The sequence below is a fragment of the Mycobacterium sp. IDUB_9 genome (assembly GCF_055419505.1).
In genome coordinates this window covers 108,972-133,847 of sequence record NZ_JBVAXU010000010.1, presented here as the reverse complement: position 1 = coordinate 133,847, position 24,876 = coordinate 108,972, and the positions used below count along the sequence as shown (strand labels likewise).

The following is a 24,876-nucleotide window of genomic DNA, read 5'->3' as shown; positions in this document are numbered from 1 at the left end:
CGGGTCACCGGAACACCACCCATCGCATCGCGCTGTACATGAAGGCGGCCTCGCAGCCGCCGGCGACGATCCGCGCCAGGTGGTACTCGACCCCCAGAGTTGCCAGGCCACTGGACACTCCCAGGATGAACGCCAGGTAGTTGATAACGACAACCACGACGTAGACGGTCAGTTGGGGACCTACGGCTGCATGCGAACGGAAGTTCAGGGTCCGGTTGAGGTGGTAGGCCAGGCCGAAGGCCGCGGCGTATCCGACGGTCACCGCGACAGGAAGCGGCGCCCGCAACCCGCCGTGCAGCATCGTCAGGATGGCCAGATCGACGCCGAAGGTGAAGGTGTTGATCAAGGCGAAACCGAGAAAGGTCGGTGCCACAAGAGAATTCAGTGGCGCGGGCAGGATACGCACCGACACGACGCACCTCTGGTGGAATCGCTCGGCCGAGGATACCCGGCTCGGTTCGCTCCGCACATGGACACTGTGGCATCGGAAGATGTCGGGACCGTGAGCACCGGGCGAACTCCACCGGCGGTGTCCGCACGGGGTGGCAGTCACTCCGAGATCGCAACTCCCTCATAGCTGGTCAGCATCTCGGTGTTCGGCAGCGCCATCTGCAGATAGAGGTCGATGTGGCGGATCTTGTCGTCGGCGGTGAACTCGTACACCGAGATCGAGTTGACCACCGACTCGAAGTCGCCCATCTTGGTGTGCTCCTCGAGTTCGAGGAACACGATGCCGTCAACCTCGCTGACGCGTTTGAACAAGCCGTCCCACTCGGAAGTCGCGGCCCAGTTCGTCATGAAGTCGGTGTACTGCTCCCAGTTCATGACCTCCTTGAAATTGCCGACGCGTTCGAACTCGCCAACGGCGACCAAGGCGGCCAGCGGGGCCCAACCGTCGGCCCCGAAGCCGGGTTGTTTTGCGGCGCCTACCAATTGCTTGGTGGTGACGGCGTACTGCACCACGGTGCGGCGGCGGCCGGTGTATTCTTCGACAACTTCGCTGACGTCTCTCAACGGGGAAGTTCCTCTTCTGTGGTCGGAATGGCGGTCGGTTAGGCTCAGAATCCGGCTGTCGCCAGATATCTGTCTACGACCGAATGGAAGTGCGCGATGACGACTTCTTCCTTGACCAAGGCCATGTGTTCGAGAGCGGTGTTGCGCAATCCGATCTGCTGACGCGGCATCTGCTCGTAATCCTGTTGCAGCGCTTCGAAATACTTGTAGCTGCCCGCCTGGTCGACCACGATCGGTTCCGCGGTGAACGCGGCTTTGTGCTCGTCGGGTAACCACATGTAGCTGGCCACGTGCCAGATGCACCGGTTGGGGTCTCCGTCGGGATGCGGTAGCGCCATGATGATCGTGGCTTCCCCGGCCCGGATGGTCATGAAGAAATTCGGGAACCACACCCACCCGTGGTTGTCGCTCATCTGGGCGTCGGTCAGACCGCTGACATCAAGTCCCATGCCGGTCAACGTATCTCGCGTTGCCCTCTGTAGCAGCGTGCGCGCGGTCACTCCGTCGGGGAAGTTCAACGAGCCGTCATCGGCGCGGTACTCGGCGACCAGCTCCTGGAAGCGGGGGAGCACCGCAACGGTCGACGGGAAGGTCTCTGGTAGGTCCATGATGCCGTCGACCTGTTGCTCCGGCGTGGCGCCGACAACATCGAACGGTGCCATCGACACGCTGTGCCGATCGAAGAACCGGTACCGGCTCGTGGCCGGGTCGATGTTGATCACTCGCAGCAACTGCGGGTGGATGCCGTCGATGTGATAGCCCTCCTGAAAGGCATCGAGGACGACCTTCCAGTTGCAGTCGATGGCCTCGGTCACGTCCATCACGGTCACCATCTGGTCGAGGTGATACGGCGCCAGCATGGTCGCGACCTCGTCGCCGATGAAGTCGGCCAAGGGCGCGGCATCGGGATCCGGATTCAGGAAGATGAACCCGGCGAACGTGCCCACCGAGACGTCGATGAGCCCGTGGGTGTCCTTGTCGATCGGCCCGGCCAACGCTTCCCGGAGCATGCCCTTGAGTCGGCCGTCGAGGTCATATGACCACAGGTGGTACTGGCACAGGAAGCCGCGTTTGGCGTTTCCACGGGTTTCGCGGCACAGCACGTTGCCCCGATGCCTGCAGGCATTGACAAAGCCTCGGATCGTGCCATCCTTGCCCCGCACGATCAGATAGGACTGATCGAAGATCTGGTACTGCTTCCAGTCGCCGGCGTTGGGTAACTCGTCCACCCGGCCGACCACCTGCCAGACTTTCTTCCAGATCGAATCACGTTCCTGAGCAACGAATTCCGGCGCAATATAGCGACTCGTCGGAATCTCCATCCGATAGGCGTCCGGCGCGATGTCGTCCAGGCGGGTGGCGTTGTCCACCCAGTTTCCGGGGCGTGCTGTCTGCACGAGCGGGCCTCCTCATTTGATATCCGGGCTGTGAGGTGTTGGTGACGTCGGTGTGCCCCGAGCCTGGCGACAGTCGGGGCCGCTGTTTGTGACTGTGGTCACTACTATACATAGACGTATATTCAATACAAATATGTATATATGGGTTCGACTAGCGACGATCATGGAGGAGCACGCCGCGCCCGCTGGCTAACGTTTGACAGGATGGGGTCATGGCCGAACGCTGGACGAAGCAACGCCGCTTGGAGCACACGCGCAACGTTCTGCTGGATGCTGCCGAGGAGGTATTTGCGCGCAAGGGGTTTGACGGGGCCGCGCTCGAAGACATCGCCGAGGTCGGGGGATATACCCGCGGTGCCATCTACTCCCACTTCGGGAGCAAGGCCGAGTTGTTCCTGGCTGTGGTCGAACGGCAACGTCAACAATTCCTCGACGGCTTCGCCGATGTCATCGCGACATTTCACCGACTCGACGATCTCGACGCTGACGAGCTCGGTGACCGTTGGCGGGATCTGGTCGCCGCCGAGGGGCCGGACCGGGCCGCGCTCGGATCCGAATACACGCTGTTTCTGTTACGTAACCCGGACGCGCGGGAGCGGGTGGCCGCACAGCGGGAGGAGACGGTCCGTGCCCTCGCGGACTACATCTCCAAGGGCGCGGCCCGCCTGGGTGGTCACCTGGGCATCCCGGCGCAGGATCTCGCCCGGGTGGTTCTGGCCGCCAACGACGGCGTCACCCTCAACAGCCTCCTCGATGAACAGGCGGTCTACCGTCCGTTCCTCCGGATGGTGCTGGCGAATATCGTTGTCCCCAAGGGGAATGGCGAGTGACCCAGGTTCGACATCCGGCGCGCACCGGCGCCCTGATGGCCATGGCCTCCATGCTGTGCGTGCAGATCGGTCTGGCCGTGGCGGTCGGCCTGATCGACGACATCGGTGCCGAGGGGGCCGCGTGGCTGCGCCTGGCCTGGGCCGGCGTGCTCATGTTGCTGATCGTGCGGCCACGCCCTTCGGCGTTCACCAAATCTGCCTTCTGGGCCTGCGTCGCGCTCGGCGTGGTCACCGCCGGGGTGACCATGCTGTTCATGGCTGCGCTGTCCCGGATCCCTCTCGGCACAGCCAGTGCACTGGAGTTCCTCGGCCCGCTCGGGGTCGCGGTGGCGCATGGCAAGGGCCGCAATCGGATTCTGTGGCCTGGGCTGGCGGCGGCCGGAGTCGTGTTGCTCACCGAGCCTTGGACGGGAGACGTCGACCTCATCGGTGTGCTCTACGCCTTGAGCGCCGCGCTGTGCTGGGCCTGCTACATCCTGCTGACCCAACGGGTCGGCGACGAGGTGGCCGGTATCAAGGGCCTGGGGGTGTCGATGCCGGTCGCCGGCCTGGTCGGCACCGCGGTCGTCGGGCCCTCGGTGATTCCGCAGCTGACGCCGCAGCTGTTGCTGATCGGTGTGGGCCTGGCGATCCTGCTACCGGTGGTCCCGTTCGCGCTGGAGATGTCTGCACTGCGCCATCTGAGCACCGCCGCGTTCGGCACGCTGATGGCCCTCGAGCCGGCGTTCGCCATGCTCGTCGGTCTTGTCCTGCTGCGCCAGATTCCGTCCCCGGCCGCCGTGTTCGGCATCTGCTTCGTGGTGGCCGCCGGGATCGGCGCGGCACGCACCGGAGCGCGTGCCACACCGGTCCCCGCCGAAGTCGGCTGATCGGGTTACGCTGGCGCCAATGTCACGCGGAATCTTCAATTCCCCCGTCGCCCGGTGGTTCAATGCGGCCGCCGTGGGCCTCACCCGTGTTCCGGTGCTCGGCCGCTGGATCGGTCACGGTGTGGTGGTCATCCGATACACCGGGCGCAGGTCGGGCCGCACGTTCGAGACGCCGGTTTCCGTGAAGCGCGACGGCGACCAGGTGACCATCCACGCGATGACGCCGGACAGCAAGACCTGGTGGCGCAACTTCCTCGGCGAGGGCGGTCAGCTCACCTTGCTGAACCTGGACGGTCGCGACCGGACCGGACATGCCGTCGCCCACCGTGACAGTCAGGGCAAAGTGGCTGTCACGGTGCGACTGGACACACCCTGAATTCAGGCGTCGATCCGCTTGCGCCGGTACAGCGTGCCGACCATGAGCAACAGCAGGCTCACCACCAGGATGGCGGTGGCCAGCACGTTGATCTGCGGAGGCACTGCGGCCTTGACCGCTGCGTTGACATACAGCGGATAGGTGACGGTGGATCCGCTGACGAAGTAGGTGATGATGAAGTCGTCGAGCGACAAGGCGAACGACAGCATCGCGGCAGCCACGATGCCCGGAACGATCAGCGGCAGAGTCACTTTGAAGAATGTCCGGGTGGGGCTCGCACCGAGATCCATCGAGGCGTCCTCAAGCGTCCAGTCGAAACCGCGTACCCGGGCCCGCACCGTCATTGCGATGAAGCTGACCTGGAAGGCGATGTGGGCCACCACGATCGTGGTGTAGCCGGTGGCCCAACCCAGATCGAGGAACAGCGTCAACAGCGAGGCGCCCATGACCACCTCGGGGGCGGTCAGCGGTAGCACGAGAAAGGTGTCGACAGCTTTCTGGCCACGGAAACGTTGGCGCACCAGGGCGATTGCCACCAGGGTGCCCAGCACCAAGGCAATGGCGGTCGACACGGCGGCCACGTTGAGGCTCAATTTCAGAGCCTCGGTGAGCGCCGGATACTTGAACGGGTGCGCCCAGTTGTCGAGGGTGAATCCCTGCCAGGTGTAGTTGAACTTGCCGGCCGGATCGTTGAACGAGAACAACACGATCACGAAGATCGGCAGGAACAGGTACAACAACACCAGCCCGGCGATGAGCCGTAACAGCAGGTCGCCCCATCGCGGGGAGCCTTTGACGACTTTCGGTTCGGCCGGGTTGGTGGCGGCCTCGACTGCGGCGGCGGTCATACCAGGTCCTCCGTCCCCAGCGCCCGGGTGTAGAGCAGCACCCCCACGAGAATGATGGCCATCAGCACCATGCTGAGCGCTGCGGCGGCGGGATAGTCCTTGACCACCAGGAACTGTTTCTGGATCACGTTGCCGATCATGCTGGTCTGGGTACTGCCCAGATAGTCGGCGTTGATGAAATCACCCGCAGCGGGGATGAAGACCAGCATGCTGCCCGCCAGCACTCCTGGCATCGACAGCGGCAGAATCACTTTGGTGAAACTGCGGGCGTTCGACGAGTACAGGTCCTTGGATGCTTCGATCAGCCGGGGATCGATCTTCTCCAGGCTCACGTACAGCGGCAGGATCATGAAGATGATCCAGTTGTAGGTGAGGCCGCCGATCACGGCCCAGCTGGTAGACAACAGTCTGCCTTCGTCGGGTAGCAGACCGATGGTGCCGAGAGCACTCACCACCCAGCCGTCATCGGCCAGGATCGTTTTCCAGGCGATCGTGCGGATCAGGAAGGTGACGAAGAACGGCAGTATCACCAAGCCCAGGATCAGGTTCTTGAACCGGCCCGCCTTGAACGCGATCACGTATGCCAGCGGGAAGGCGAGGATCGCGCACAGCACCGTCGCGACGAACGCGTACCCGAACGTGCGCAGTATCTGGTCCTGGTACTCGGTGAAGGCGTGCGCGTAATTGCCGAAGTTCCAATCGAACTGCAGCGTCGGCAAGTACACGGAGCCGCCCGACGTCGACAACGAGGTGCGCGCCAGCGAGAAGAACGGCACCACAAAGAAGATCCCGAGGTACACCAGGGCCGGCAGGATCATCAGGTAAGGGGCGATCTTGCTCCGTTGCCGGCTGCTGGTGGCCACACCTGCCATCGGCGTCAGCCTCCGGTCACGGCGGCGTAGAGGCTGTTGAACTCTTGCGTCTGCTCGTCGGTGAGGGCCGCCCAGGACTTGAGATTCGCGAGGGTCGCGGCCGGCGGGTTGATCAGTTGGTTGCCGGCGATTGCGGGGTCGATCTTCCTCAGCTCGTCGGTCATGTCCGACAAGACCGGGACGAACTGCGTGGTGGCGATCAACTTCGCGTAGTTCGCCCGGTCATAGATGTAGTCGATCCACGCCTCGGCAGCCTTCTGGTTCTGTGTGGTGTAGGGGATCACCATGGTGTCGATGAACCAGGTACCGCCGGCTTCCGGCACGATGAACTCGATGTCGGGGTTGTCGGCCTTGAGCTGCACAGTGTCACCCGAATAGGCCTGGGCGATAACCACATTGCCCGAGGCCAGCTCCTCGGCGTAATCGTTGCCGGTGAATTTGCGGATCTGGCCCTTGTCCTTGTTCTCCCGGATCGTGTCTACGGCTTTCTTGACTCCGTCGCTGGTGGGGTCCTCTGGTGAATTGCCCTGCGAGAGCATGACCATGCCCAAGCCGTCCTGCAGGTCCGACAGTAGACTGACGCGGCCCTTGAAGGCGGGATCCCACAGATCCTCGATCTTGGTGATGGGCCGGCCGGTGGCGGCCTTGTTGTATGCCAGGCCCACCATGCCGGACATGAACGGTGCGATGAACTTGCGCCCCGGGTCGATCTTCGAGTTCAGCAGATCGGGGCGCAGGTTCTTCTTGTTGGGCACTCGGGAGTCACGAATCTCACTGAGCCAGTGCAGATTATTGATGCGGGCAGCCATGAACTCGGTGGGCACCACGAGATCGGCGCCGATGTCCTGCTTGCGTGACAACGGTTCCTTCACCTTGGCGAACCACTGCTCGTTGTCGTTGAAATCTTCCTTGTAGTCGACCTGCAAACCGGACGACTTCTGGAATGCCTCGACGAACCCGGGTGCCATGTACAGCGGCCAGTTGGACACCCGCAGCAGGCCACTGGCCGGTGACCCGTCGTCGGGTGCGGCCGAGGTGGATGGGGCACTGGACTTCTCACCTGAACTGCATGCGGCCAGGACCGAGGGCCCCAGCGCCAGTGCGGCTGCGGCAGCCGCGCCGCCTCCCAGGAAACGGCGACGTGATGTGCGGTTCGCAGTCAGTCGGGCGAGCAGTCGGGGGTCGAGGTTCTCGGGCATGGCGACCTTTCGGGGAATTCGGGCGCTTCCGTAATGACGGGCGTTGGACGGAGAGGGTCTAGGCGTTGTCGTCGAGCATCTCTTCGAGGTCTTCGGCGGTGGGTATGTCTGCCGCCGGGAGTACTCGCGAGGCCTCCGGTGACCAACTGACGTGCACGGCGTCTCCAGGACGCAGCAGCGGCAGGTCCTGTTCAGCCCCGACATGGGCGATGATCGTCGAATCATCAGGTGCGGCGAGGGAAAGCCGAAGTACCGGACCCTGGAAGGTCAGGTCTTTGACGGTGGCGGCAAGGGTGGCCACATCCCCGGTGGGAGCATCCATCGAGACACGGACCCGTTCCGGGCGGACCATCAGTGTGGCGTGCCCGCCGGGTTCGATGGTGGTGTCGCCGGGCTTGGCCTTGAGCGTGGTGCCGAGCACGTCCACCTCGACGAAGTCGCGGTTGGCGCGTCCGGTCTGTCGGCCCGCCCATAGGTTGGCCTGCCCGATGAAGCTGGCGACGAACACCGTCGCCGGGCGGTCGTATATCTCGGTGGGGCTACCGATCTGCTCGACGTTTCCGTTGTTCATCACCGCGATCCGGTCGCTCATCGTGAGCGCCTCTTCCTGATCGTGCGTGACGTAGATGAACGTGATGCCGACCTCGCGCTGGATCCGCTTGAGTTCGAACTGCATCGCGTGCCGCAGCTTGAGATCCAGGGCGCCGAGCGGCTCATCGAGTAGAAGCGCGCTCGGGTAGTTGACCAGGGCGCGAGCCAGCGCCACCCGCTGCTGTTGCCCGCCCGAGAGCTGGCCGGGTTTGCGCTTGGCGAAGTCGGTGAGCCGAACGATCTCCAGCAGCTCGTCGACACTGCGTTTGATCTCGGGCTTGCCTTTCTTCATGCTGCGCGGCCCGTAGGCGACGTTGTCCCACACCGTCATGTGCGGGAACAATGCATAGTGCTGAAAGACCGTGTTGACGTTGCGCTTGTGCGGTGGCACGCGGGAAACGTCGACACCCTCCAGCCGGATGGCACCCTCGGTCGGGCTCTCGAATCCGGCGATCATGCGCAGTGTGGTGGTCTTCCCGCACCCCGAGGGGCCGAGCATCGAGAAGAACTCACCCGACGCGATGGAGAAATCGGCCTCGGCCACGGCAACGTAGTCACCGAACCGTTTCGTGACGTGGTCGATCTCGATGACGGGGGCGCCGATGCGTGGCGCGCCGTCGTGTCCCGTCGACTTGTCGACGGCGGTGATATCTGGGCCGGTCAGCGGACTCCTCCTCCAGTACAGCCGCGGAAGCTGTCGGTAAACAATCGCCGATTGCGCCGACCTTCGCAAGCGATTCCGCAGAGAATTAACAATTTTTCAATGGAATCCTTCGTTTGGGCCGCCTTGACAGCGCGATTCCATAGCCTCGCGGGCCAACGGCCACGGCGGCCGTGTTCGGCCCATGTTCCGCGGGAGCAACCACTGGCTGGTATCGAGTTTCGCAGCTCAGCGGCCAGACACCACAAGAAACCGCCGACTGAGCGGGGTCAGCCCCACTCGTGGTTCATCGCGCGGGCCTCCGACATGGTGTGCACGGAGTCGCGGTGGCGGTCCGGTGCCCGGGAGATTGCGATGAGCGCCATCGCCAACGCGGCGGTGACCGCGCCGGCAACGAAGATGGTCACGAAGCTGACTTCCGAGGGCACCATCCGATGACCGAGCAACACGGCCACGACCGCCGCCGCCACCGAGCTGCCGATGGTGCGGGCGATGGCGTTCATGCTCGTGGCGATGCCCGTCTCGCTGGTGTCCACCTCACTGACCACCAGGGCGGGCAACGCGCCGTACCCGAGGCTGATGTACGCGTTGGCCAACATGCCGGCCAGGATGACCTGCCACGGGCGGTCATGGGCGACTGCGAGCATGACGAATCCTGCGATTCCCGCGACAGCGGCCACCATCAGCACCCGGCGGGCGCCGTACCGGTCGATGTAGCGCCCGCTGACCAGCGCCACCAGGAAACCCGTGAGGGCCCCGGGAAGTAGGAAGTAGACGCTTGCCTGCAGCACGGTGGCCCCGAATCCGTAGCCGGCGGCCTGGCGCGACATCTGCACGAATTGGGTGAGGCCGAGAAAGGCGAAGTACAGGCCCATTCCGACCAGGATCGTGGCGAGATTGGTCAGCAAAATGGGTCGTCGGGCCAGCATCGTGGTCGAGACCAGGGGATCGGCGGCTCGTCGCTCCCACCACCACCAGCCAGTCAGTAGGGCGACGCCGCCGAGCAGAAACCCGACGGTGCCCGGATGACGCCATCCCCACGAATTGCCCTGGGTGATCGCCAGCAGCACCGACGACAAGCCGATCGCCAGGCCGGCAGCGCCCAGCCAGTCGATGGCACCACCGGCATCAGGCCGGCGGTTGGGCACGACCACGACCGCCACCACGATCACGACTGCGGTGAACGCAGTGGTGAGCCAGAAGACCCGGTGATACCCGGCGTCGCCGGACATCAGCAGACCAGTGACGACGAGACCGGCGCCGCCGCCGAAACCCAGCGTTCCGGACAAGACCGACATCGCCCCTACCAGGCGATCCTCGGCGAGTTCCTCACGCAGGATCGCGATGCTGATGGGGTAGAGCGCGTAGGAGGCGCCTTGCAGGATGCGGGCCGCCACCAGCAGAGGTACTGATGCGGTGACCGCGGCCAGCACGGAACCTGTCAGCACGACCACCAGGACGCCCAGCAGGACACGCTTCTTGCTGTAGAGGTCGGCGAGTCGCCCGATCAGCGGGGTCGAGGCGGCCGCGGCGAGCAGGTTGGCGGTGACGGCCCAGCTGACCGCCACCGAAGTGGTGTTCAGCTGCCGGGCGATGATGCCCAGGATCGGGACCACCGCGGTCTGCAGTATGGCGACGGTCAGGGCGATCAGGCTGAGGCCGGCGATCAGGACACCGGCGGGGCGCCGCGCCGGAGAAGCCGGGAAGGCGGACCGGTGTGTGTCGGTCCTGGCCACTTCCGCTCCGATCCATAGCTAATCTTTGTGTTTGGTCGATTATGGCCTTGGTCCGGCATGTGCCCGCACACCGGGTGCGTGGTCGAATAGACGAATGGCTTTCGGAGTCAGCGCACTCAACGCGTCCACGTTCAGCGGGCGTCGCCCGACCGGTTCGGGCGATCTGACGGTCGAGACCCATGGAATCGCGCCCCTCGCCGCCGACCAGCGCTACGGCCACCCGGCTCGGCTGTTCACGGTCTGGTTCGCGCCGCAGGTCAATATGACCGGAGTTTTCACCGGCACATTGGCGATCACGCTCGGGCTGGGGTTCTGGCTGGGCCTGCTGGCCATGGTCATCGGCACTGTCCTGGGCTCAGCCGTGGTCGCCTATCTGTCGACGTGGGGACCGCGCACTGGTGCTGGCCAACTTCCCAACGCGCGCATGGCATTTGGCGGTCTGGTCGTGGTGCCCGGCATCCTGCAGTGGGGCTCGTCGATCGCCTGGGACGCCCTTGTCGGCTTGTTCGGTGGAGAGGCGCTCGCGGCGCTGCTGGGCATCCCGTTCTGGAGCGCGGTGTTGATCGTGCTGGCAGTCCAGGGCGTCGTGGGGGTATTCGGATACGAGTTGATCCACCGCCTGCAGGCGGTGTTGACCGTCATCCTCTTCCTCACGTTCGCGGTCTTCACGGTCAAACTGGTCAGCGGCCATGACATCGTGGTGCCGCCGTCGGCTGTCGGTGCGGATCTGGCCGGGGCCTTCGTTTTCGAGGTCACCATCGCCCTGAGCCTGGCGATCTCGTGGGCCAGCTATGCCGCCGATTTCAGTCGCTATCTCCCCACGGATTCGTCGCGGTGGCAGGTGTTCGGATACTCGTTCGCCGGAATCGTGTTGGGTTACATCTTCGTCCAGGGCATCGGGATCGCCGCCGCAGCCGTCATCGGTGAGCACACCGCCGACGGCGTTCACGCCGTCATGGGCGGGGGTCTGCTCGGCGGGCTGGCCTTGTTGGTGATCGCCCTCGCGGCGATCGGGTCGGGCGTGATGAACGACTACAGCGGTTCATTGGCGTTGCAGACCATCGGTGTGCGCGTGCGTCGGCCGGTGTCGGCGATCATCGTGACGGTGCTGGCGTTCGGCTTGATCCTGTGGCTGCACGCCGCCGACACCGCGACCCGGTTCACCGACGTCCTGCTGTTGGTCAGCTACTGGATTCCGGCGTTTGTCGCGGTGGTAGTGGTGGATTGGATGTACCGAATCCGGGGCCGCGCGAGCATCGATCCGGGTGCCGAATCCACGGTTCGTCGCGACGCGGTGGTGGCCCTGATCGCGTTCGCGGTGGCGTACGCGGTAGCGGTGCCGTTCATGAACACCACCCTGATCCAGGGTGCAGTGGCGACTGCGTGGCACGGCGCCGACATCGCCTACTTTGTCAATTTCGTTGCAGCGCTGGGTTTTTACGGCGGCTACCGACTGCTGACGCAGGCGTCTCGTCGCCCCTAGCGGTCATCGCAGTGCGGCGAGTACGTGCTCGGTGAAGGACGAGGTCGACGCGCTGCCGCCGATGTCAGGCGTTCCGACACCCGCATCGAGGACGCGACGGACGGCATCCTCGATCCGGTCGGCGACGACGCCGAGCTCTGGGGTGCCACCGTCGTGGCTGCCCAACCAGCGCAGCAACATCGCGGTGGACAGGATCATCGCCACCGGGTTGGCGACGTCGCGTCCGGCGATGTCGGGCGCCGACCCGTGTGCGGCCTGGGCCATCGCGTGGGTGTGCGAGGCATTGATCGACGGCGCCATCCCGAGGGAGCCGCTCAACTGGCCTGCCAGATCGGACAAGATGTCGCCGAACATGTTCTCCGCCACGATCACATCGAAATCGCGGGGATGACTCACCAGCCGAGCCGCGAGTGCGTCGATGTGTTCGCCACGCACTTCGACATCGGGGTAGCTCTTCGAGACCGCCAGACACACGTCGCGGAACAGTCCGGTGGTTTTGGCCAGGACATTCGTCTTGTGGGCGATGGTGACCGACTTGCGCCGGGCGACGGCCAACTGGAAGGCCTGGTGGGCGATCCGCTCACACGCGGTCCTGGTGAAAACGGCGACGGCCAGCGCGACGTCGGGCGTGGGCATGAATTCTCCTGCGCCGTCGTACATGTTGCGGTCGGCGTAGAAGCCTTCGGTGTTCTCCCGGACGATGACAACGTCCAGATCGGGGCATAAGGCGTCGATGGCGGCACTCAGGGTCCGGGCGGGCCGGATATTGGCGAACAAGTTGTAGCGCTTGCGGATTGCCCCACCGGGCGACAGTGTGCCGCGGAACTGCGCAGGGTAGCCGGCGTTGTCGTGCGGTCCGAGGATCCATCCGGGCAGCCCGTCGAGTTCGGCCAGTGTCGGTTCTGGCAGCGGAGTTCCGAACTCACCGATCGCCTCGAGGCCGAAGGGCAGTTCGCGCCAGTGCACATCGACCGACGCAGTTGACAAGGCCCGTTCGGCGATCCTGGTCGCCGAATCCACGATCTCCGGTCCGATACCGTCGCCGAGGAGCACTCCCAGGGTCAGCACACTTGTCATCTTCCGCTCAAACGGGATGGGTCGCGAACCACTGCAACAGCATTTCTGCGATCTCCGCAGGTTTTTCCTCCGGAAGCCAGTGCGAAGCTCCGGCGAGCGTTTCGAAACGGTAGGGACCGCTCACGTACTTCACGGTGTCACGTGCCGGCTTGGCGGTGATCGCGATGTCGCGGTCACTCCAGACATACAGCGTCGGGACCGTGATCTGGTCCACTGCGTCCAGGCCGGACTGGCTCAGAGGCATGGCTCGGTACCAGTTCAGTGCCGCGGTCAGTGCACCGGGTTCCGCCATGGCCCGGGTGTCACGTGCCGCTGCCTCCGGCAGCAGCCCACTGCGGATCAGGGATTCGGCCATGGCCTTTCCCTTGCCGTCGCGACCGAGCATGAGCCGCTCGGGGACCCGGGGCAATTGATTGACGTACATGTACCAGGACGCCAGGCCCTGTCGGCTGGTGATCATCGACCGCAAGAAGGCGATCGGGTGGGGCACCGACAACGCCGACAGCGAGGCCAGCCTTTCCGGTGCGTAGCCGGCCAGACTCCAGGCGACTGCGGCACCCCAATCGTGGCCGACCAGGTGCACCCGGTCGGCACCGCTGGCGTCGAGCAGTGCGAGGGTGTCCTTCACCAATTCCGTCGCGCGGTAGTCGCGGCGGCGAGTAGGCCGGGCGCCGGGCGAGTAGCCGCGCTGATTGGGTGCCAAACACCGGTAGCCCTTGCCGGTGAGCAGCGGGATGATTTGCTCCCAGCTGCTGTTCTGCTGTGGGAAGCCGTGCAGCAGAACAACCACCGGTCCGTCGGGAGGTCCGCTGTCGGTGACGTCGAATACGAAATCCCCGCGGCGGTATTGATCCATATCCAGCATCATGCCAAGCCGGCCTGTCGATCAGGCGTTGTCCTTCGACGAGATGTTGTTGAGCAGGCTTTGTGCCTGACGGTCCACCATCCCGGTGATGCCCTGCTGCGACGCCCCGAACAACAGCGAGTAGCCGACTACGTGGGCGTTGGTGGTGACGCTGACCCCGTCTCCGGCGATCCCTGCCTTGACCATCAGCAGTCCGGCGACAGCGGTCAATGCGCCGGTGGGGAGTTTCAGCATCAGCGAGGCCATCGGCACCGCGTAGGCCGTGGATGTTCCCTTCATCCGCCGGATGGCCACCGCACCGACAAGGCTGGCGCTCACCAGGCCGAGGAGCTCGGCGATCGCGATATCACCTCGGGGTGTCGATGTGCCGGTTGTGACGAGACCGAACGTGTCGGGGCGAATGGCACCGACAATCCCGAAACATATGGCCAACAGCGCCAACACGCCGGTGGCACCCAGCAGGACATTGCGGAAGCTGCGTAGCCGCATGCTCTCGCTGTCAGAGGCGGCATGTACCGCCTTGGTACTGCGCGCCAGGGCTTCGCGGTCGCGGTCGGACCACTTCGAGTGCCCCAGAATTGCCCCGATCGCCACGACCGCCTCATGGCTTTCGCCGAGCAATTCCTTTCCGGTGGAGACGATTTCGGGTAGCCGAGCCCGGACCACTCCTGGTGTCGCCAGCCGGATGACGGTGACATCCACGGCGTGAATTCGAAGCCAGGTGGCTTCCACAGCGGCTCCGTTGAGCAGGCCACGAAGGCTACGCGGCGCATTGACGATCTGGATGGCCTCCTCGAGCCGGCGCCGTGCGTCGAGGTATCGCGGGTTGTCCCGGCAGTCGATCGGGAGTGCGTCGAGATCGACATGCAGATCGGCGAGCCGGCCCCGGGCGACCTCGCGCCACACCGACAACGGCTGGTGGCGCAGCTTGTCTCGGAGTGGGGAACCGGATGGTTTGTCGCCTGCTGACGTCGAGCCTGACCCGGCGAGAGTGAGCGTCGGGCGGTCACCTGCCGCTGACTGCGGTGTGGTCAGCGCGGTCATGTCGGTATCCCATACGTCATCGTCATCACCGTCCGGCATCTGAACTGACAGGTCGAGAATTCCAGCATGACCAGACCGGTGGGTATGGACACGCGTAGCGCGCTACCTCAAATGTGCGCCCTCAGATCCGATGCCGTCATTTGAGGTAGCCGGCTACGCGCGACTGTCTCCGTTGATGGATCCCACACTGAGCCGATCGACGCCTCAACCACTGAGACTCAACCGATGAGAAAGGTACGGCCAGATGAAGAACTACACCGTGGCGCTCGGGGACACCCTGTTCGGGATCGCCCAGCGCGAATATGGCGACGGCGGTCTGTATCCCGTCATCGCCGAACAGAATCACCTCAGCAATCCGGGCCTGATCAACATCGGGCAGGAGATATTGATCCCGTATGTCACCTACCGGTATCTGTTCACCTCCGATGACGGCACTGCCGCCCGCCAGCAGCTCACGCAGTCCTTCTATGGGACACAGAGCCCGGCGATCCAGTTGATCTGGGAAGTGGTCAACGGTGTGGCACAACGGGAAATTCATCGTGGTACCTGGTTGCTGCTCCCGGATCTCGCCAACGTCGGGCACCACACGGTTGTCGACGGTGAGACCTTCGCGGGGTTGGCGGGCCGGTGGTACGGGGATGACCACCTCACGGTAGTCGTCGCCAACGCCAACAACCTCGACGCGTCTGCCGATCCGGCCCCAGGGCAGGTTCTGGTCGTTCCCGGGCTCAATCGTCGTCGACACATCGCCGGTGACACCCTCGAGTCACTGTGCGTCGAGGAGTACGGCGACCACGATGTGAGTACCCGCGCCGCAGTTGCCGCCGCGGCCAATTACATCAGCCGCCCGCACACCTTGTTCTCCAACCAAACGGTGTACTTCCCGTCGTGAACACACGGCCGTGATCCAGAGTGGTTGTTTGCCAGTCGATCCCGGGTTGCCCTTGTTTTGGAGGGCCGTGATCTTTCGGTGGCCAACTTGTGACAGCAACGTCGTGACGTAGCAGCGCTTTGGCGGTTGCCGCGCATGCACAGCATGCGGTACCAATCATCAGGTGCGGGTGGGAAGGACGAACTGATGACCGGGTTTGGGGCAGAAGACGTTCCGGGGCACTGGCTGACCGCGGCTGAAATCGCCCGGGCGTCGCAGCTGCGCGAGGACCTGGTCGAGCGGTTCCTTCCGGCGGGACAACCGCAAGCGAATCTCTACGGACGCGATCTGGTGTCGGTGGCGCGGTTTGTCAAGGTACTCACGGATCTGGCAACGCCGACCGCTGCGGTCGAAGTGGCTGTCGCGGAGCTACGGGCCCGCCCGGACGCGGCCTTCAACGTGGCGCTCGGCGCCGGTGGTGCCGGTCGTCGGCCCCTGAGCGCCAGGTTGACCGGTGCACGGGTGTGGAAAACGATCGGTGCGACCACCGCTGCCGCATTGCTCGTCGGCGGCGTCGTGGCGGTCACCGTCTCCGGACACGACGATGAGCAGAGCACTGCCGAAGCGACTCGGACCAGTGTGAAACCCGTTCCCGCCGAAGTGGTTGCGTCGACCGTGACCGATGAGCCGGGACGCCGGCCCGCGCAGGCGTTTGCGGCTACCAAGCCGGATCCCGTCTGCTCTCAGTGGCAGCGGGCCAGCGTCGGGTACGACGGCAAGCAGCAGGCTTGGGTCAAGACCGATCACCGGGTTCCGGCCTCGCGCTGGTCGCCCAAGCAACGGTCAGTGACACTGGCTGTCGTTCCGGTCATGCGCCAGGAGGCCGCCGAGTTGCGCGCCTTGGCCGACAAAGCCACCGATCCGTTGCTGGCCGGTCTCCTGCGGGCACAGTCACGGTATGTGGACAACTACGCCACCAAGCTGCCGAAGTTCGTGCCGGCAGACCATGCGAACTGGACCGCGGCCACCGCAATGGACGGCGCAGCGAAAGCGGTGTGCTCTACCTCGCGTTGACCGTCGCCGTTCCGGAATCTGGTGGGGCACTAGGGGATGAGTGCCCCACCAGAATCGGTTGTCTACATCGGCACCCATCGATCCAGGAACCAGAAGCCCCAGCCGCGGCCGTCGCCGGAGGGCATCGGGGTCACCCGCTGGCCATTCCATTCGAAGGGTTGATGATCGCGACGGCCCTGGTCGATGCCACGGCCGTGCCAGTCGTCGGGCCGGGAGCCACGGTCGTCATGACGGTCGCACTGCGGCGCTCCCGGACGGTCGCAACCAGGGCCCGGTTCGGCGCCGGCGGTACCGATGCCAAGGCCCAGTAGCCCGGCCATTCCGATTCCTGCCGCCATCGCCGATACGCCCACGGATCTCTTGAAACCCATTGCTCTACTCCGTTCTGAACCGTGCGACGACGGTGCCGCACGGAGAGCAAAGCTATTTCGAGGCGATGTGTTTGCCCTGTGGTGATTGTGGGGAAGAGCTGTGCAATCGGCAACAGATTGAAATCCATAGGGTGTCAAGATGATTGATGGCTGACAGCCGATTCTCAGGTTAGGGTCGGCGGCCCACGCTCACCAGGTCAGGTTGTGTTTTTCGAAGTGGCGGGCCAAAACCTCCATGTACTCGTCGCCGTGGAATGGCCCGCGAGCGCCGATTGCCTTCTCCAGGAAAGGCCCGTACTCCTCGTCGTTGACGTAGGTGGACCAGTGGGTGATCTGGCCGTTCTCGTTGGTGTCGATGAAGCTGATCGAGTAGAAGCCCATCGTTTCGCCGTCGGCAGTCGTGCCTTCCCAGCGGTAGCGCATGACAAGGCCGTTCTCTGCCGGCCAGAACTTGTGGTCAACGGGTTTCCAGTCCGGGAAGGCCACGGAATAAGCCTTGGCCTCGACGGTGGCCGCGACGTCGAACGAGGTTGCGACGTCTTTGAGGACGAGTTCCTGCCCGGCCACGAAGTAGGGCGACGTGTACACCGCGTCGTCGGTGAACTCCCACTCGTCGTAAGTCTCGCCTTCGTGGACCTTGCGCAGTACGTATTTGTCCCGGTAGCTCTCGGCCATACGGCGGTGTTTGGCGATTCGATCGACCAGATCCATTGCGGTCCTTCTCCGTTGGGGGAGCGGTAGGGGCAGGCCAGCGAGCTCATACGACGTGGCGCACATAAGTAATATACAGCGGTGTATCACAGATTCAACGATGAATTTCCATGAGTGCATGCGCTCTGGCCCGCAGTCCAAACGCCGCCTAGCTGCGGGTCAAGAATCCCAGCACGGTCTGCTCGAAGGCGTCCTTCGCCTCGATCATCGCCCAGTGCCCACAGTTGGGGAACACATGCAGTTCGGCGTTCGGGATGGTCCGCATGGGGATCAGGGCCATGTCAAGGGGGCTGACGCGGTCATCACGGCCCCAGGTCAGCAGCGTCGGGGCCGCCACCTTGTGCATCTGCGCCCAGGGCAGCGGGGCATCAGACGACCGTAGGGCGGCCATCATGCCCGCAAACGCCGCCTTGCCATACATCCGCTTGGCGGCGGCAAGTGTCCCGGGATCGGTAGCCAGCTCCCAGCGCTGTTCGATCAACTCGTCGGTCACCAGCGCCGGGTCGTAGACCATTGAGTTCAGCCAATCGACAAGGCGTTGGCGGGTCGGGTCTTCGGTGAATTCCTGCAGTAACCGGATGCCCTCGCTGGGCCCCGGGCTGAAGAGGTTGGTTCCGATCCCACCGATGGTGACGAGCTTGCCGATGCGGTCGGGCTGCCGGATGGCGAAGTTGATTCCGACGCCACCACCCATGGAGTTGCCGACGATGTGGACGCGGTCGAGGGCGAGGGCATCCACGAAAGGCCCCACCACGCCCTGCGCAGAGATCATAGGGTGGCCGCCGATGTCATCAGTGATCCCAAATCCGGGGAATTCCAGTATGAGACAACGGAATTGCTGGGCGAAGGTCGGCAGTATCCCTCGGAAGTTACGCCAACCGGTGACTCCAGGGCCCGAGCCGTGCAGGAACAGCAGTGCTGGTCCGTCGCCAGTGTCGTAATACCGCAGCACTCCGGCGGATGTGTCGATCTGCTTCAATTCCGGCTCGGTCGTGCCGACCAACCTACGGGTGTCGAAGTGCCGGACCGGCAGCAGTCCCGCCCCGCGGAACACGGTCTGGAAGCGGCTCCGTCACCGCGGAGATTCCGCGGTGACGGAGGACACCGATCCGGTTAGTACGTCGGAACGAACACTCCGTTCATCCATACGCCCCAGTGCTGCCAGCCTTCATCCCACACCTGGGGATTGCCCGCACCCCATGTCGGAGGAGCCGGTGCCGGTGGTGCTGACGCAGGCGGCTGACCGGGATTAGGCCCCCCGGGGATGGTCATTGCGATCATCGGCTGATTCGGAATCGGCGCAGGCCCCGGGGCCGCGCTCGCGGTGGCCGCGCTCAGTCCGGCGGCTGCAGCCGCCATCCCACCTGCGACCGCTGCGCCGGCGATAATCCGGGTGATATTCATGGCTGTAGACCTCCAATCCACGTCCGGATGAATCTCATGGATACGTTGGCTATCCGGTCAGGGCGAGCCCTAAACCTGATCCCATTGGAAGGTCATGGGGCGCGGAGCAACCGGGCGCTGATCGCTCCGCCGCAGATCCCAACCGTGCCCGACGTGAGGAGGACGGCGACGACCGCGCCTGTGGCGGGACCACTGCCCGCGTCTGCTGCCTGGCTGATGGTGCCGCACAATGCGATACCGATGGTCAGACCGAGTTGACGAGCGGCATTGGCAGCCGCGGCGGCGACTCCCGCCCGTGGCGGCGGGACCGATGTCGCCGCGACTGCGGGCAGCACGGGGGATACGATCGCCGCCCCGATGCCGGTGACGATGAGCATCGCGACCAGGGACATCCATTCCGGGCGCAGCAGAAGTGCGGCACCGGACAGGCAAGCCAGGCCGGTGAGTCCGGTCCCGCCCCCGAGCACCCAGCTGCGCGGTGCCTGGTGCAACCGTGCGCTGAATGCGAGCGAAACCAGCACGAACGCCGCAAGCTGCACCGTCAACACCAGAGCAGCCTGCAGGGGCCGCATGCCGGAGCTGGACTGTAACCACCGCGACAGGACCGGCAATGTGGCGAAAGCGGCGAAGTAGTAGGCGAATCCGGCGATGAGGACAGCGATGAAGCCGCGGGTCGCGAAAAGTTCCGGGGGCAACAACGGGCTCGTGGCGCGGCGTTGGACGAGTACGAAAACCCAGCCCGCGGCGAGGCTCGCCACAGCCCCACCCATGGTTCCGGGCGAAGCCCACCCCGACTCGCCGGCCTTGATCACGGCGTAGGTGGTCCCCGTCATCATCGTGGTGATGAGCGCTACTCCGGTGACATCGAGTCGTACGGGCGCGTGATGGTCACGCGACAGTGACCGCAGGCCGACGGTCACGGCGACCACACATATCGGCACCGCCGCCAGAAACAACCAGCGCCACGTGATGAATTGGGCTGCGGCTCCGCCGGCAATCGTGCCCGAGGTGCTGCCGATCCCGGCCACTGCACCCCACACCGCGAATGCGATCCCACGTGTCCGGGCATGGTAGTGGTGGGTCAACAACGGGACGGCGGTGCCGAAGATCGCGGCACCGCCGACACCCTGGATGGCACGGACCGCGACCAGAGCCCCGCCGCTGGTGGCCGCCGCGCATCCCGTCGATGCCACGCCGAAGATGATCAGCCCGGTCAGGAACACGCGCCGATGTCCCAGCCGATCTCCGAGTGTGCCCATCGCCACCACCAGCGCCGCCAGAGCGAGGGTGTAGACGTCGATGATCCATTGGGCTACCGCGAATCCAGCGCCGAGCCCATCTGCGATGGGCTCGGCGCTGACCGTCACGACTGTGGTGAACGCCAGCAGCAGAAAGGTTGCGAGACAGCAGGTCACCAAGGGGCGCCAATCCGTGACTTGATCGCCTGCGGCATCGTGAACGGGAATGGAATTGGGAGAGGTCGACGGCATGGGTCGACACTGCTGTAATGGTCTTATGCGTGTAAACCATTACATCGAGCCGTTGCTGCGGAACGCGACCAACCTGGTCAATCAACCTGCGACGACGCCGGGCGATCTGGAACGGCGCTGGACGGGTCTGGGCATGCCGATCCACTGTCGCGTCACGCGCGCCGACCTCCGAGAGGTGGGCGATTATCTCGAGCAATGGACGGATGTCGTCGACGCCGACACCGATGAGAACCGGGCGTGCATCCTCAATCGGTTGCTGGATCGATTTGCCACCAGTCCGTCGATCACCAACCATGACGGCAGTGGTTGGCATCTGCACTACCGCGACGCCGACGCGGGCTTCGCGGCCACCCTGGCCGGCGCCACAAGCGCTGCGGCTGCCCACTTTCTCACCGAACGCGGGATGCAACGTATCCGCCGGTGCGCCCTGGTTGACTGCACGATGGCTTTCGTGGACTTCACCCGACCCGGTAGCCAGAAGTACTGCAGCCACGGCTGCGCCAACCGTGACGCCGTCAGGCGACACCGAGCCGCAGCCGCCCGGACGTTGCGGTGATCGCAGGGTACCCCGCTGCTCAAGATGCACACGCTCGGAATGGATTTCGTGCCTGACCCGATTTACGCCGGTGGGCTGCGCTACCACGGGATGGCGCCTGCACTCGGCCACACTGTCCTGTTCGCGCGGAGCCAGGGCATCGTCCCGGCGCCGGAGTTCACGGCCAGCTCGACCTGCCTGCGTACGCGGAATTCCTGGACGGGAATTTTTGAGACCGACGCGCCGGATTGTTCGGCACCAGCCCCATATTTGAATTCGACCTGAATTGACCATGAAACTCCTATGCGGCTAAGTATGGGTCGCCTATGAATTTCACCCTGGATTCGTATTCGCACGTAGGCTCGATGTAGACGCCTCAGGAATACGAGGTCGGCTTATCGACTGGCCGGAAAGGGAATTGGATGACGAACAATATGCTCTTGAATACCGTCGCCGTTGCCTCGGTTGCGGCGGCACTCGGGTTTGCCGCATCGGTGCCGGCAAATGCTGCGCCCAGTGGTCAGACGTCCGCCCAGGCGACCATCAGCGATCTCGAAGCGCAGGGATTCCGCGTGATCCTCAACAAAGTGGGTAATGCGCCTATGGACCAATGCACCGTGACGGCGGTCCGGCAGGGCACCGACGTCAAGCATTCGTGGGTGCAGCGGGGTCCTTCGGGCAACGTGAACAACCTCGTGCGCTATACCACCGCATATGTCGATCTCATGTGTAATCGCTGACCGCCTGCCCAACGTTGACAATCAATTGCTCGCATTTCAATGTGGACAATTCGCACTACAAATTAAACGCGACAATGCGCAAAGGCTCGGCGCCGACGCGTTGATCAGATCTGCCAGTCCTGCGCCCCGTCCGGCTGGTTGTAGAGGCCGACGGAGTTCTTGACGACGACAGGGTCGCCGCTGCCGAAGTGGTCGAAGAACCACTGTGCGTTCGCCGGGCTGAGATTGGGGCAGCCGTGGCTGACATTGCGTTTGCCCTGATCGGCAACCGACCAGGGAGCGCTGTGCGCGAAAATTCCGGTGTTGCTGAGGCGGACGGCATTTTTGACCTTGAGCTTGTAGCCCTCGGCCGAGTTCACCGGAACTCCATACGTTGAGGAGTCCATGACGATGTCGGAGAACTTCTCCAACACGTAGTAGGTGCCGTTGGGGGTTTCGTAGCCAGGCTTACCCAGGGAGACCGGGAAGGTCTTCTCCAGCTTGCCGTTACGGTGAACCTGCATCTGATGGGTGTCGTCGTCGATGGTGGCCACCAGTGAATCACCCACGCGGAAACTCGATTTCGTGCTGGCGGCATCGATGCTCACCAGGGTGCCGGCCGGCCAGAAATCGATGGGACGCCAACGCACCTGGGTGTCGCTCATCCAGTAGAACTTGCCGGGCACCGGCGGGTTGGATGAGACGTGAATGGCGTCCTCCGCCATCTGACGGTCGGCGATCGGCCGCTGAAACGTGATGTAGATCGGCTTGGCGACACCGACCATTGAGCCATTGGCCGGGTTGAACGCAGGTGGCGAGAACGGCGCCTCACCGGTGAACGGTAGCGGGTTCTGCCCGGCCGGGACACCGACATCAGCTGCCACACCGAACGGTGCGGGCCAAGGTATTTCGGCCGGCGAGAAGTGTGGTGCCGGTTCGACGGGCGGTGGCGGCCCCACGGGGTCCGCCTGTGCGGACGTAGCGGTGACGGTTGATGCGGTGACGATGACGGTCGCCGCGATCGCGGTGATCCACACATATCCGGCGCGGTGCTGCACGAGGCCTCCATTGACGAGCTGTCCTTGATGACCATGTCCGCTCGACCGGATTCATGGTTGCGCAACCAGTCTACTAGCTACGTACGGGAATAGTAGATCGCGCCAGATTCGCGCAGTCGCTTGTGCCGTCGCTGAGGCGTCGTTCTTCAACAAATCTTCATACAACCCATACCGATTCACCGTTCTCCGGTGGTCAGGTGGAGACCGAGCACCATGCACCTCACCCCGTCATGAAGAACCACTGGAGAGCCGACCATGCCCGACACCACCAGCCCGCCGCGTCTCAGCCGTCGTGGGTTCCTCGTGGTCACGGCAACCTTGAGCGCGACGGCCATCGCGGCGTGCCAGCGGGAAACCAGCGCCACCCCTACCGTCGCAACTTCCCCGGATGCCATCGCCGACCGAGGCCCGCCGCCCCCACAGCGGCCGCACCGTGTCGACCACTTTGACCGCACAACGCACGCAAATTGATCTCGGTGGCAGGGTCGCCGAGACCATCGCCTATAACGACATGGTGCCCGGACCCCTGCTGCGGGCCTCGGTCGGCGATGAGTTGGAGGTCACGGTGCGCAACAGGCTCGGCCGTGCGACCTCGGCGCATTGGCACGGCCTGGCGCTTCGCAACGACATGGACGGGGCGGCGCCCGCCACCCCCGACGTCCCCGATGGGCGTGATTTCACGTACAGATTCTCAGCACCCCATCCCGGTACCTATTGGGCACACCCACACACCGGACTGGATGCCGACACCGGCCTGTACTTCCCGGTGATCATCGACGATCCCGATGACCCCGGCCGATATGACGCTGAATGGGTTGTGATGCTCGACGATTGGACCGACGGCGTCGGCGAAAGCCCTGCCCAGATCTACGACCGGTTGCGCAAGCCGTCGGGCGCAGGACACCACATGCCGGGTATGGACGGCCAAGGCGAGATGGGCTCGATGGGCGGTCATACAAGTTCGGCACTCGGGGGCGACGCCGGCGACGTCGATTACCCGATGTACGTCGTCAATGGCCGTAGCGCTCAGAACCCCAACAGCTTCCGTTCGCGCCCCGGCCAACGCGTGCGGATCCGATTGATCAACGCCGGTTCCGATACGGCGTTCCGGGTCGCTTTGGCCGGGCACCGGATGACCGTCACCCATACCGACGGGTTCCCCGTCGTCCCCACCGAGGTAGATGCAGTGCTGCTGGGGATGGGCGAGCGCTACGACGTTGTGGTCACGGCACGCGACGGGGTATTCCCGCTCGTGGCGGCAGCCGAGGGTAAGAATGCGTCGACGCGGGCCCTGTTGGTCACCGCTGACGGCGCAACCCCACCGCTCGACTATGCGCCTCCGCAGTTGCAGGGGCGGCTCGGCACGGTGAGCACGTTCGCCGCAATTCCGGAGGCCACCTTGGACTCCAAGCCCGCGGACACGGACTTGCCCGTCGAACTGGGCGGGTCAATGGCGAACTACGAGTGGACGATCAACGGCCGCGCGTTCGCCGATGCGCAGCCATTGACCGTGCGTGAAGGACAACGCGTGGCAATGACCTTCCGGAACTCGTCGATGATGTGGCACCCGATGCACCTGCATGGCCATACTTTTCAGGTGATCAGTGACAATGGGCGACCCGGCGCCCGCAAGGACACGCTGATCGTGTTGCCGATGCAGCAGGTGCGCGTGGTGTTTGACGCGAACAATCCAGGTTCATGGATGCTCCACTGCCACAACACATATCACCAGGACGCCGGGATGATGACCCGACTCGATTATGCCGACTGACCATAGGCCA

At 64.2% G+C, this 24,876-nt stretch carries 24 protein-coding genes and 2 pseudogenes; 10 read left to right on the top strand and 16 right to left on the bottom strand.

The window, feature by feature from the left end; all coding sequences use genetic code 11:
• Positions 1-4 precede the first annotated feature (4 nt).
• From ACZY08_RS28970 to ACZY08_RS28960, 3 genes are all read right to left on the bottom strand, one after another.
• Positions 5-469: a GtrA family protein gene (locus ACZY08_RS28970; RefSeq protein ID WP_463748047.1), complete on the bottom strand. Its 465-nt coding sequence runs from the start codon at positions 467-469 to the stop codon at positions 5-7.
• An 80-nt stretch (positions 470-549) separates the two neighbouring features.
• The gene (locus ACZY08_RS28965; protein ID WP_463748046.1) at positions 550-1,014 is read right to left on the bottom strand and encodes a hypothetical protein; all 465 of its coding nucleotides are present in this window, start codon (positions 1,012-1,014) and stop codon (positions 550-552) included.
• A gap of 44 nt (positions 1,015-1,058) precedes the next feature.
• Positions 1,059-2,411 (bottom strand): aromatic ring-hydroxylating oxygenase subunit alpha, encoded by a 1,353-nt coding sequence (locus ACZY08_RS28960; protein ID WP_463748045.1) that lies wholly within the window; start codon positions 2,409-2,411, stop codon positions 1,059-1,061.
• A gap of 212 nt (positions 2,412-2,623) precedes the next feature.
• Here ACZY08_RS28960 and ACZY08_RS28955 point away from each other — a divergent pair, with 212 nt between their 5' ends.
• From ACZY08_RS28955 to ACZY08_RS28945, 3 genes are read left to right on the top strand one after another with little or no spacing between them, the layout of a single operon-like run.
• A complete protein-coding gene (locus ACZY08_RS28955; protein ID WP_463748044.1) occupies positions 2,624-3,241 on the top strand; it encodes a TetR/AcrR family transcriptional regulator in 618 nt (205 codons plus the stop codon).
• 35 nt (positions 3,242-3,276) lie between these two features.
• Entirely contained in the window at positions 3,277-4,110 is an 834-nt protein-coding gene (locus ACZY08_RS28950; protein ID WP_463748078.1) for an EamA family transporter, read from the top strand.
• A 19-nt stretch (positions 4,111-4,129) separates the two neighbouring features.
• A complete protein-coding gene (locus ACZY08_RS28945) occupies positions 4,130-4,486 on the top strand; it encodes a nitroreductase/quinone reductase family protein (RefSeq protein ID WP_463748043.1) in 357 nt (118 codons plus the stop codon).
• A gap of 2 nt (positions 4,487-4,488) precedes the next feature.
• Here ACZY08_RS28945 and ACZY08_RS28940 read toward each other — a convergent pair whose 3' ends face one another.
• The 5 genes from ACZY08_RS28940 to ACZY08_RS28920 form a co-directional block, all read right to left on the bottom strand.
• Complete coding sequence (locus ACZY08_RS28940) at positions 4,489-5,334, bottom strand: ABC transporter permease (RefSeq protein ID WP_463748042.1); 846 nt, start codon at positions 5,332-5,334, stop codon at positions 4,489-4,491.
• The gene (locus tag ACZY08_RS28935; RefSeq protein ID WP_463748041.1) at positions 5,331-6,206 is read right to left on the bottom strand and encodes an ABC transporter permease; all 876 of its coding nucleotides are present in this window, start codon (positions 6,204-6,206) and stop codon (positions 5,331-5,333) included. Before ACZY08_RS28935 ends, ACZY08_RS28940 begins: the two co-directional genes overlap by 4 nt.
• Positions 6,207-6,211: 5 nt before the next feature.
• Positions 6,212-7,405, bottom strand: coding sequence for a polyamine ABC transporter substrate-binding protein (locus ACZY08_RS28930; protein WP_463748040.1), 1,194 nt, complete (start codon positions 7,403-7,405; stop codon positions 6,212-6,214).
• Between the two features lie 58 nt (positions 7,406-7,463).
• Entirely contained in the window at positions 7,464-8,600 is a 1,137-nt protein-coding gene (locus ACZY08_RS28925) for an ABC transporter ATP-binding protein (protein WP_463748077.1), read from the bottom strand.
• Between the two features lie 326 nt (positions 8,601-8,926).
• Positions 8,927-10,393 (bottom strand): MFS transporter, encoded by a 1,467-nt coding sequence (locus ACZY08_RS28920; RefSeq protein ID WP_463748039.1) that lies wholly within the window; start codon positions 10,391-10,393, stop codon positions 8,927-8,929.
• A gap of 94 nt (positions 10,394-10,487) precedes the next feature.
• Between ACZY08_RS28920 and ACZY08_RS28915 the strand changes: the two genes are divergently transcribed.
• Positions 10,488-11,876: a purine-cytosine permease family protein gene (locus ACZY08_RS28915; RefSeq protein ID WP_463748038.1), complete on the top strand. Its 1,389-nt coding sequence runs from the start codon at positions 10,488-10,490 to the stop codon at positions 11,874-11,876.
• A gap of 3 nt (positions 11,877-11,879) precedes the next feature.
• Here ACZY08_RS28915 and ACZY08_RS28910 read toward each other — a convergent pair whose 3' ends face one another.
• The 3 genes from ACZY08_RS28910 to ACZY08_RS28900 are packed head-to-tail and all read right to left on the bottom strand — an operon-like array spanning position 11,880 to position 14,901.
• The gene (locus tag ACZY08_RS28910; protein ID WP_463748037.1) at positions 11,880-12,953 is read right to left on the bottom strand and encodes an isocitrate/isopropylmalate dehydrogenase family protein; all 1,074 of its coding nucleotides are present in this window, start codon (positions 12,951-12,953) and stop codon (positions 11,880-11,882) included.
• A 7-nt stretch (positions 12,954-12,960) separates the two neighbouring features.
• Entirely contained in the window at positions 12,961-13,809 is an 849-nt protein-coding gene (locus ACZY08_RS28905) for an alpha/beta fold hydrolase (RefSeq protein ID WP_463748036.1), read from the bottom strand.
• A gap of 30 nt (positions 13,810-13,839) precedes the next feature.
• A complete protein-coding gene (locus tag ACZY08_RS28900) occupies positions 13,840-14,901 on the bottom strand; it encodes a hypothetical protein (RefSeq protein WP_463748035.1) in 1,062 nt (353 codons plus the stop codon).
• A gap of 205 nt (positions 14,902-15,106) precedes the next feature.
• On the opposite strand from ACZY08_RS28900, the gene ACZY08_RS28895 reads away from it, so the two are divergent.
• Together ACZY08_RS28895 and ACZY08_RS28890 are read left to right on the top strand one after the other, a co-directional pair.
• Positions 15,107-15,754: a LysM peptidoglycan-binding domain-containing protein gene (locus ACZY08_RS28895; RefSeq protein ID WP_463748034.1), complete on the top strand. Its 648-nt coding sequence runs from the start codon at positions 15,107-15,109 to the stop codon at positions 15,752-15,754.
• Between the two features lie 186 nt (positions 15,755-15,940).
• Positions 15,941-16,807: a hypothetical protein gene (locus ACZY08_RS28890; RefSeq protein WP_463748033.1), complete on the top strand. Its 867-nt coding sequence runs from the start codon at positions 15,941-15,943 to the stop codon at positions 16,805-16,807.
• 62 nt (positions 16,808-16,869) lie between these two features.
• On the opposite strand, the gene ACZY08_RS28885 is transcribed toward ACZY08_RS28890, so the two are convergent.
• The 4 genes from ACZY08_RS28885 to ACZY08_RS28870 all read right to left on the bottom strand — a co-directional run bounded on the left by ACZY08_RS28885 (position 16,870) and on the right by ACZY08_RS28870 (position 20,783).
• Positions 16,870-17,178: a hypothetical protein gene (locus ACZY08_RS28885; RefSeq protein WP_463748032.1), complete on the bottom strand. Its 309-nt coding sequence runs from the start codon at positions 17,176-17,178 to the stop codon at positions 16,870-16,872.
• A gap of 189 nt (positions 17,179-17,367) precedes the next feature.
• Complete coding sequence (locus ACZY08_RS28880) at positions 17,368-17,889, bottom strand: nuclear transport factor 2-like protein (protein WP_463748031.1); 522 nt, start codon at positions 17,887-17,889, stop codon at positions 17,368-17,370.
• Positions 17,890-18,037: 148 nt separating this feature from the next.
• Positions 18,038-18,892, bottom strand: a complete 855-nt coding sequence (locus tag ACZY08_RS28875; protein ID WP_463748076.1) for an alpha/beta fold hydrolase — start codon at positions 18,890-18,892, stop codon at positions 18,038-18,040.
• Positions 18,893-19,385: 493 nt separating this feature from the next.
• Complete coding sequence (locus ACZY08_RS28870; protein WP_463748030.1) at positions 19,386-20,783, bottom strand: MFS transporter; 1,398 nt, start codon at positions 20,781-20,783, stop codon at positions 19,386-19,388.
• A gap of 25 nt (positions 20,784-20,808) precedes the next feature.
• On the opposite strand from ACZY08_RS28870, the gene ACZY08_RS28865 reads away from it, so the two are divergent.
• From ACZY08_RS28865 to ACZY08_RS28855, 3 genes and pseudogenes are all read left to right on the top strand, one after another.
• Positions 20,809-21,339, top strand: a complete 531-nt coding sequence (locus tag ACZY08_RS28865) for a CGNR zinc finger domain-containing protein (RefSeq protein ID WP_463748029.1) — start codon at positions 20,809-20,811, stop codon at positions 21,337-21,339.
• Between the two features lie 9 nt (positions 21,340-21,348).
• Positions 21,349-21,551 (top strand): annotated as a pseudogene (locus tag ACZY08_RS28860) (TrpB-like pyridoxal phosphate-dependent enzyme); the annotation flags it as partial.
• A 189-nt stretch (positions 21,552-21,740) separates the two neighbouring features.
• Positions 21,741-22,058: a hypothetical protein gene (locus tag ACZY08_RS28855; protein ID WP_463748028.1), complete on the top strand. Its 318-nt coding sequence runs from the start codon at positions 21,741-21,743 to the stop codon at positions 22,056-22,058.
• 104 nt (positions 22,059-22,162) lie between these two features.
• Here the strand turns inward: ACZY08_RS28855 and ACZY08_RS28850 are convergent, their stop codons facing one another.
• Positions 22,163-23,095 carry a L,D-transpeptidase gene (locus ACZY08_RS28850; RefSeq protein ID WP_463748027.1) on the bottom strand — a complete coding sequence of 311 codons (933 nt, stop codon included), beginning with the start codon at positions 23,093-23,095 and terminating at the stop codon, positions 22,163-22,165.
• A 255-nt stretch (positions 23,096-23,350) separates the two neighbouring features.
• On the opposite strand from ACZY08_RS28850, the pseudogene ACZY08_RS28845 reads away from it, so the two are divergent.
• Positions 23,351-24,866, top strand: a pseudogene (locus ACZY08_RS28845) (multicopper oxidase family protein).
• Positions 24,867-24,876 lie beyond the last annotated feature (10 nt).